Genomic DNA, 7,839 nt, shown 5'->3' on the forward strand with positions numbered 1-7,839 from the left:
TCCGCGTGGCAATCGGTACAGGCATCCGGCCCGCCGGTCGTGGCCGCCAGATCGGGCCGGGGAATGCGGAAACTGTGGTCGCGGCGTCCGTCAACGCCCATGTAGGTGCGCTCGATCATGTGGCAGTTTTTGCACTGCGCACCCTTGGACTCCGGTTCGTGAAAATGGTGCGAGGGATCGTCGTATTGCTTCAACGGCAGTGATGCGAATTCGGGGTTCCCTGCCGGGGAATGACATTGGGTGCAGACGGTGTTCCCCTCGGCCTTCAACCCGGCGCTGTGGGCATCGTGACAGTTCAGGCAGCCGACGCCCTTGTCATACATTTTGGATTGCAGGAACGAGCCGTAGACATAGACCTCATCCAGTATCTGCCCATCCGCGTGATAAAGACCGGGGCGCAGCAGCGACAGATTGTAAGCGTCGTTAAACCCGGTGCCCGGCAGAGGGTTGCCCGCGCCAAACGGTTCGCGACGGGAGTGGCAGGTGGCGCATTGCTGGATCATCGCCTCGGTGCCAGCCGAACGGAAATCCATCGAAAATCCGTAGCCTTCAGGTGCGGCGGCCTCTGGCGTTTGCGCCCAGTCGATATGGCGCGAGCCCGGGCCGTGACAGGCTTCACAACCCACACCGATTTCGGCCTGAACCGAGGCATAGCTTCGCAGGCGTTCATCGTACTGCTTTTCAAACCCGGTGGCGTGGCATTCGGCGCATCGGGCGTTCCAGTTCTTGTATGGTCCAGTCCAGTGCAACCCGTCATCAGGCGGCAGGGTCTGATCGGGGTAGAGGTGGAACCATCGCTGCCTTTCGACATCCCAGACGACATCGAAACTCTGTAACCGTCCGGGTTCGGTTTCGATCAGATATTGCTGCAACGGCGCGATGCCAGCGACGGAATGCACGGTGTAGTCTTTCTCCGCCCCGTCTGCCTCGGTCAGATGGACGCGATAGGTGCCGTCCTGTGTCGAAAACGCGTACCGCACCCCGTCGTGCTCAAAGGTTGTCCCGTCAAAATCTGCCACCACGGTATCCGGCGACGGCATGGTCCAGGCCAGCGCGTGATGAGAGCCGGCCCAGACCTCAGAGGCCTCCTGATGACAACTGGTACAGTGTTCGGAGCCGACATAGTGGGGCTGTTCCTCAATCGCTTGTGCCGAGGCTGTAGCGGTTAGCAAAAGTCCAACTGAAACAGACAGGATCAGAGACCGGATCATCAACTGCTCCTACCGGTTGCAGAGGGTGGATTTAACGGAGGCAGCGCTGGATGAACGCGAGTTTTTCCGTTTTTTGCTGGTAGCTTACGGGTTGCTTGGAGTAAATCCCCCCAAGCACCGACCTCATCCAAACTGGCAGGTGATCCACCATACCGGACCTCGCCGATCCGCGCCAAAGCCTGTTTTATCGCGGTATCCTGCCTTGGGTCGTATCCCCCTGCCCGATCTGCCCACAAGTCCAGCGCATTCAAACAAGCGACCAGATCACGGTTTCGGATCGCCTCAAGCATGCTGTCACGCGCAAACGCGACCGAGGCCAGATGGCGCGCTTGCCGATCCGCCCGATACCGCACCCATCGCGACTCAATGGGACGCCAAGCCAGCCACATCAGCCCAATGACCGCAACACACCCGATACCGATCCAGATCAGGACCCGCAGCGACAGATCGGTGGCCTGCCGCGCGACCGGCGCGTCGACGGTCAGCGCAAAGCCCTCAACCATGGCGGTTTCGACCTGACCGGATTCCAGATTGAACCAATCGACCGAGATCGCATTAGCCGCGCCCTCACCTCCGCTCTGCGCCAGATAGGTCACCTGTTCGACGCGTGTGCCGCCGATTACCCCACGGTCCGAGGTCTCGGTCAGCACCGGCTCGGTCGGATAGGTTGAGATGCCCTGAATGGCCGGGGTCTGCACCAGCGGCGGGATGAACATCGGTGCGGTGCCCTTAACAGTGGCGGTCACGACCCGCGTGATGCTGTCACCGGGGGCCAGTGGCGCGGTGCCGCCCGTGACTTCCTGCGTCAGGGTCAGGCTGGTTGCGCCGATGAACGGGTCCATCCCCTCCGCCCCTATGGGCAGGATGCCCGTGACGGTGATCGCATCGACTCCGGCGCGATCCTCGCGCGGCGCGTTTGTGTCAGGATCGGCCCATGTCACCACCAGTTCCTGCGCCGGTATCTGAAACTGGCCCGGCACCATCGGCATGATCCGGTAGCGGCGCGAGATGCCGGACCAGGTCTCACCATCGACGCTTTCACTGACCGGGTTGGTGGCGCGTTCGGGCAGGCGCACGTTCAGGTTCGGGGCCTCGAAGCTGGGAAAGACAACCGGTTTCGGCATCCATGTGGGCACCAGTACGGTGATGCGCAGATCGACCGCCTGCCCCGGGACCGTCTCTTCTGCCGACAACTCCACCCTGACCAGCGGTGCCTTGGTCTGTGCCAAAACAGACGAGGCCAGAAACAGGGCGAGAATGAACAGAACCAGCCGCATCATTGCCCCGCATTCGCTTCGAACTGGAACCGCATCCGCAGGAAATCACCGGTGCTGGTATCGACGGTGTTCATCCATTGCTCGGTGCTGAGGATCGGGGCCTCGCCGGTCGGCTGCTGTTCGATCAGGGTCTCGGCCCCGCGCGCGGCTTCATTGTCGAACACAACGTCATCCGCACCGATACCGGCCTCTTCTCCGGTGTCCGAGGCCTCGCGGGTGGCCTCCACATACTCCACGATCTCTTGCGCGGTTTGCAGGTTCTGCGCCGCACCGGGGAAATCCGGGTCGCGTTGCAGAGTGATTTCAAAGGCCCGCACGCCGTCGCGGTATTGCCGATTCTTGATATGGGCCAGGCCTTGCGTGAATGATGCCTCGGGGCTGTCTAGCCGGCCCAACACCTCGATCGCCTCGTCATACCGACCTGCGCGATACAGGGCGTGGCCCTTCCACGGAGGATCAACAAAAGCATCAGCGGCGACCTGGAAGTCCTTGTTTTGATAGGCGCGATAGCCCTGCTGGTCCGGGGTCAGGAACCAATCCGCGATGCCATCGGCATCGGCCGTTTGCGGCGTCCCCATAACTGCCATCATGGCGATCAGGGCGGCGGACCAGCGCATGGTCCAACCCTGCCGGAACCAGATCAGCGCCAGCAGAACTGCCGGAATGGCCAGCCACCAGCCGCGATCCTCCCAAGGCTGTTCGCTGTTTTCCAGCATAGCGCGGCGGTAATCAGTGTTCAGCAGCCGGTCCAGTCGCGCCACATCCGCATCATTGGGCGTGGCCCGGATCACCGGGACCGAGGTCAAAAGGTCGAGACCCTGATCCCCGACCCCTTCGGGCAGCATCGCCAGCGCAGCGATGGCGGTATCTTGGGTGGCATTGATCTCACGCGCGTCACCGGTGTCGAGCCCGTCCAGAACGAACAGGATGCCGCCCGCCTGTTCCGCCTCCAGCAAGTTCGTGGCTAAATCCAGCGCGGCCAAAGCGTTTGCGCCGTCATCGGGCATCACCTCGGGCTGCAGGCCTTCGAGATAGGGCAGCATGACCTGAGGGTCCTCCGTGAAAGGCAAAACCCGGTGGGCGGTTCCGGCATAAGCCACCAGCGCAGTGCGTCCGCCTGCGCGCAGGTCAAGCAGGTCGCGGATCTTGAACTTTGCCCGCTCCAACCGGTCGGGTGGCAGGTCGGGAGAAGTCATGGAGGACGTCACCTCCAACACAATCACCAGCGGGCCGGTTTTGGCCAGAAACGGGTCCACTTGCCGAGTCCAACTTGGACCCGAGGCCCCGAGGATCGCCAGCGTCAGGATCAGCGTGGCATGGTCAATCGGCAGATACCAGCGCCGCCCTTCGTCACCGACCGTCAGCGCTTTTTGAAGATGCGGTGCGATGCGGTCCGACATCGGCTGGACCCGCGTCGCCGCGCGCCGGTTCACCCACCACAGCGCAAGCAGCGGGATCAGCAGCAACAGCCACAGCGGGCGGAGAAAATGAAACGCCTTAGTAAACAGCGCGAGTTCCGGCAGGATCAGCTCCATCGCGTGCGCCTCCAACCGGTGCGGCGCAGGGTCAGCAGCGTCAGCGCGCCCAAGCCCAGGAACGCCGCAAGCGCCATTGCGATGGGTGCCAGTTGCGTGCGGGGCCGGTACGAGACTTGATCGACCAGACGTGGGGCCAGTTGATCAATCCGGTCATAAACCGCAGCCAGCGCCTGCGTGTCCGAGGCAAAGAACGAACTGCCGCCGGTGCGCGTTGCGATATCGGCCAGTGCCTGTGTATCGACCCGGTTCTCGCCGGTGGCGTTGGGGTCGCCCACGGCAATCGTATGGATCTCAACCCCCTTGCTGCGCGCGATTTCTGCCGCGTTCAGGGGGCTCATGCGGCTGCCCGTGTCGCTGCCGTCGGAGAGCAGGATCATCAGGCGCTGATCGACTTCGCTGGTCTCGAAGGTGCGAATGCCCAGCCCGATGGCATCGCCGATCACCGTGTTCGGTCCGGCCATGCCGACTTGTGTTAATTCAACCAGATCGCTGATCGTCGCCAGATCCTCGGTCAGCGGAGCCTGCAGGAAAGCACGCGTGCCAAAGACGATCAGAGCAATCCGGTCGCCTTCGCGCGCGGCCACGAAATCCTGCACCACGTCCTTGACCGCCGCCAGCCGCTGCACGCGGTCCCCGGCGGGGGTTTCGAAATCTACCGTGTCCATCGATCCCGAAATATCCAGTGCCAGCACCACATCGCGGGCGGATCGGGTGATCTCAATCGGTTCGCCCAGCCGTTCGGGCCGGGCCAGCGCCAGAACCAGCAGCACCCAGATCATCATCGCGGCGGCCATCTGCACCCGGGTCCGGCGCAGGATCACCGCGCCCGGGGCGGGCGTGACTTGCGCGGCTGAGACGATTTTGCGGAAGAACGGGAAGCGCAGCGCCGACACCTTTTGTTGCCGTGCGGGCCAGAACCACCAGACCAGCAAGGGCAGCGGCAACAGCAGCAAGGCAAATGGATTGGCCAGAGCGATCATGTCACTCCCTCGGGCCTGTGGCTGCGTATCCAGTGCTCGGCGATGCGCGTCAGGTCGGGGGCATCGGGTGACTGGCCCGTATAGGGGGCCAGAGAGATCACCTGCCCCTCGCCCTCACGAAATGCAGTGCCGCCTCCGGTGTGGTCCAGAAAGGCCAGCCAGTCCGGCCCACTGAGGCTGGCCACGTCCATGCGCGGGAACGCCGCCAAGGCGCAGCGTCGGAGTATCCCGGCAATCGCCACCGGGTCCGAGCCTGCGGCCCGCAGCGCCGCCAGAGCATCGCGCCGATAGGCATTGGCCACATAGCGGCGCCGCCAACGCCAGGTCGCATAGGCCAGCGCAATCACCAGAAGCAGCGCCGGAGCCGCCCAGCCCCATGTCTGCGGCATCATTGAGACCGCAGGCGGTTCCGGTGCCGGGACCAGCCGGTCGATCAGATCGACCAGCGTAACCGGAGATGTTTCGACGGTTTCATTCATCGCCGTGCCCGCCCCATCAGTTGCCGCATCTGCGCCAGACTGTCTTTTGCCGAGGACAAGGGTAGAACCGGAACGCCAAGGGTGCGGGTCCAGTCCAGAACCTCGGCCAGACGTCCGCGTGACATCTCGGACAGTTGGCGGTGGATGGTGGTCTGGCCGGTATCGATCTCGGCCTGCATCACACCGTCCGAGATCACCAGCCGCAGGTCATTGGGCAGGTTATCGGCCATCGGATCGGTGACAAAGCCCAGGATCAGATCGTTATGACGCGACAGGCCCCGGATCAGCTTGTGCGTCTGGTCATCGATCACGTCGAAATCGGAAAACACCAGCACCAGATGATTGCGCGGGGCAATCCGGCTGACCGCGCCCAGAACCTGATTGAGGCTGACAGGTTCCACATTCGGCGCATCGGCCCGCAACTGGGCGTTGGCAGCAGCTATCGCTGTCAGGAACCGGTTTAGCGCCGCGGCACTGCGCTGCGGGCGGATTTCGGCGATGGTCTCATCGCCAAACACGATCCCGCCAACCCGGTCGCCCTGATCCAGAATGCGAAACGTCGCCAGCGCCGCGCATTCCGCCGCCGTGACCGATTTCATGTTAAGTTGCGAGCCGAAGAACATAGACATCCGCTGATCTACCACAATCAGCGCAGGTCGGTCGCGTTCCTCGGTGAACACTCGTACATGCGGCTTGCCGGTGCGCGCTGTCACCTTCCAGTCAATCGAGCGAATGTCGTCCGAGGGCAGATAGCCGCGCAACTCCTCGAACGCCAGACCCCGCCCTCGCATGCGTGAGGCATGGCGGCCATTCAAGGCACTGCCCGAAGGCTGGCGCGGCAGGAAATTCAGCGTCTTTGCCTGCCCCTGCAACCGCCGCAGATGCGCCAGATCGACCGAGACCCGCGTGTCCAGTGCGGGCTGCGCAGGCGGGACGGTCCGGATCCCGGCGCGTATGCGGGCGGCGCGGTCGGTCATCGCGCGCGCCTCATGTCAGGGCCACTTGCGCCAGCATCTCCTCGACCACGCGGTCCGGGGAGACGCCTTCGCCCTGCGCCTCGTAGGTCAGGCCCAGACGGTGGCGGAACACGTTGGCGGCGATGGCGCGGACATCCTGCGGGTCAACATAGTCGCGCCCCTTCAGCCAGGCGTGGGTGCGCCCGCATTTGTCCAGCGCCAGCGAGGCGCGCGGGCTGGCGCCCACCTCGATCCAACGACCGAGGTCATCGCCGAAATCGCCGGGATGGCGGGTGGCAGTCACCAGATCGACCATATAACGCTCCATCGCGTCCGAGACATGGATGTCCACGATCTCGGACCGCGCCTGAAACACCGTCTCTTGCGACATGGTCTCGGGCTGCGCGGATTTGGCCGCTTTGGGTTTGCTGGCCGCTGCCTCTTCACCGCGCACCAGACGGATCACCTGCACCTCATCCTCGGCGGGCGGGTAATCGACCAGAACATGCATCAGGAATCGATCCATCTGCGCCTCGGGCAGAGGGTATGTGCCCTCCTGTTCAATCGGGTTCTGGGTGGCCATAACCATGAACAGTGGCGGCATCTTGTGGGTGGTCCCGGCAACGGTGACCTGCCGTTCCTCCATCGCCTCAAGCAATGCGGCCTGCACCTTGGCGGGGGCGCGGTTGATCTCATCCGCCAGCACCAGATTGGCGAAGATCGGGCCGGGGTCGAACCGGAATTCCGAGCCCTTTTCGGTCTGATAATAGACCTCGGTCCCGGTCACGTCTGAAGGCAGCAGGTCGGGGGTGAACTGGATACGGCTGAAATCGCTTTCCAGATTCTTCGCCAGCGCCTTGACCGCGCGGGTCTTGGCCAACCCGGGCAGCCCTTCGACCAGCAGGTTGCCATTTGCCAGCAGGCCGATCACCAGCCGTTCAATCACGTCGCGTTGCCCGATGATCGACTCTCCCAACCGGGACATCAGGACATCGACGGCCTTTTGCGCATCTGTTGCCATGAGCATTCCAAATCAAACTGAAACAATAGTGGCCCGGGCCCCAAAGGGCGCAGGTCCATGGTTTTAATGAACAAACCCAAATCATCAGGGTCTGGGATGCATTGAACCCGCAGGTCAGACAAATTGCAATGCGAGAATATTATAATTCAGCATCTTGTCCGGCGCTGGCACGGTCTTTCCTTTCCATTCCGCTGGCATAGATTGCGGGGTTGAATATGTCGGGGCCGAACGCGGCCCGGAAAGAAAGGGCGGGAAATGACCAAAGAGAGTATCGGTTTCATCGGGGTGGGCCTTATGGGCCACGGCATGGCCAGCAACATTCTGAAGGCCGGGTATCCGCTGCATGTCATCGCCCATCGCAACCGCACGCCGGTCGA

At 62.9% G+C, this 7,839-nt stretch carries 8 protein-coding genes; 1 reads left to right on the forward strand and 7 read right to left on the reverse strand.

Annotated features, from left to right (window positions below):
• The 7 genes from MPJ51_RS04815 to MPJ51_RS04845 form a co-directional block, all read right to left on the reverse strand.
• Positions 1 to 1,211 (reverse strand): multiheme c-type cytochrome (locus MPJ51_RS04815; RefSeq protein WP_298382554.1); only part of this gene is annotated, 1,211 nt, incomplete at its 3' end.
• The gene (locus MPJ51_RS04820) at positions 1,211 to 2,491 is read right to left on the reverse strand and encodes a hypothetical protein (protein ID WP_298382557.1); all 1,281 of its coding nucleotides are present in this window, start codon (positions 2,489 to 2,491) and stop codon (positions 1,211 to 1,213) included. The genes MPJ51_RS04820 and MPJ51_RS04815, both read right to left, overlap by 1 nt.
• Positions 2,488 to 4,023 carry a VWA domain-containing protein gene (locus MPJ51_RS04825; RefSeq protein ID WP_298382560.1) on the reverse strand — a complete coding sequence of 512 codons (1,536 nt, stop codon included), beginning with the start codon at positions 4,021 to 4,023 and terminating at the stop codon, positions 2,488 to 2,490. Before MPJ51_RS04825 ends, MPJ51_RS04820 begins: the two co-directional genes overlap by 4 nt.
• Positions 4,014 to 5,006 (reverse strand): VWA domain-containing protein, encoded by a 993-nt coding sequence (locus tag MPJ51_RS04830; RefSeq protein WP_298382563.1) that lies wholly within the window; start codon positions 5,004 to 5,006, stop codon positions 4,014 to 4,016. Before MPJ51_RS04830 ends, MPJ51_RS04825 begins: the two co-directional genes overlap by 10 nt.
• The gene (locus tag MPJ51_RS04835) at positions 5,003 to 5,485 is read right to left on the reverse strand and encodes a DUF4381 domain-containing protein (RefSeq protein WP_298382566.1); all 483 of its coding nucleotides are present in this window, start codon (positions 5,483 to 5,485) and stop codon (positions 5,003 to 5,005) included. Before MPJ51_RS04835 ends, MPJ51_RS04830 begins: the two co-directional genes overlap by 4 nt.
• Complete coding sequence (locus tag MPJ51_RS04840) at positions 5,482 to 6,462, reverse strand: DUF58 domain-containing protein (protein ID WP_298382569.1); 981 nt, start codon at positions 6,460 to 6,462, stop codon at positions 5,482 to 5,484. Before MPJ51_RS04840 ends, MPJ51_RS04835 begins: the two co-directional genes overlap by 4 nt.
• A gap of 10 nt (positions 6,463 to 6,472) precedes the next feature.
• Complete coding sequence (locus MPJ51_RS04845; RefSeq protein ID WP_298382572.1) at positions 6,473 to 7,462, reverse strand: MoxR family ATPase; 990 nt, start codon at positions 7,460 to 7,462, stop codon at positions 6,473 to 6,475.
• A gap of 255 nt (positions 7,463 to 7,717) precedes the next feature.
• Between MPJ51_RS04845 and MPJ51_RS04850 the strand changes: the two genes are divergently transcribed.
• The coding region (locus MPJ51_RS04850; RefSeq protein ID WP_298382742.1) for an NAD(P)-binding domain-containing protein at positions 7,718 to 7,839 on the forward strand (122 nt) is incomplete at its 3' end.

The sequence above is a fragment of the Ruegeria sp. genome (assembly GCF_028066395.1).
In the GTDB taxonomy this organism is placed as follows: domain Bacteria; phylum Pseudomonadota; class Alphaproteobacteria; order Rhodobacterales; family Rhodobacteraceae; genus Ruegeria.

Excerpts from the sequence above, each read along its gene's own strand:
- MPJ51_RS04820 (WP_298382557.1), bottom strand. The coding sequence starts at position 2,491 with ATGATGCGGCTGGTTCTGTTCATTCTCGCCCTGTTTCTGGCCTCGTCT.
- MPJ51_RS04825 (WP_298382560.1), bottom strand. The coding sequence starts at position 4,023 with ATGGAGCTGATCCTGCCGGAACTCGCGCTGTTTACTAAGGCGTTTCAT.
- MPJ51_RS04830 (WP_298382563.1), bottom strand. The coding sequence starts at position 5,006 with ATGATCGCTCTGGCCAATCCATTTGCCTTGCTGCTGTTGCCGCTGCCC.
- MPJ51_RS04835 (WP_298382566.1), bottom strand. The coding sequence starts at position 5,485 with ATGAATGAAACCGTCGAAACATCTCCGGTTACGCTGGTCGATCTGATC.
- MPJ51_RS04840 (WP_298382569.1), bottom strand. The coding sequence starts at position 6,462 with ATGACCGACCGCGCCGCCCGCATACGCGCCGGGATCCGGACCGTCCCG.
- MPJ51_RS04845 (WP_298382572.1), bottom strand. The coding sequence starts at position 7,462 with ATGGCAACAGATGCGCAAAAGGCCGTCGATGTCCTGATGTCCCGGTTG.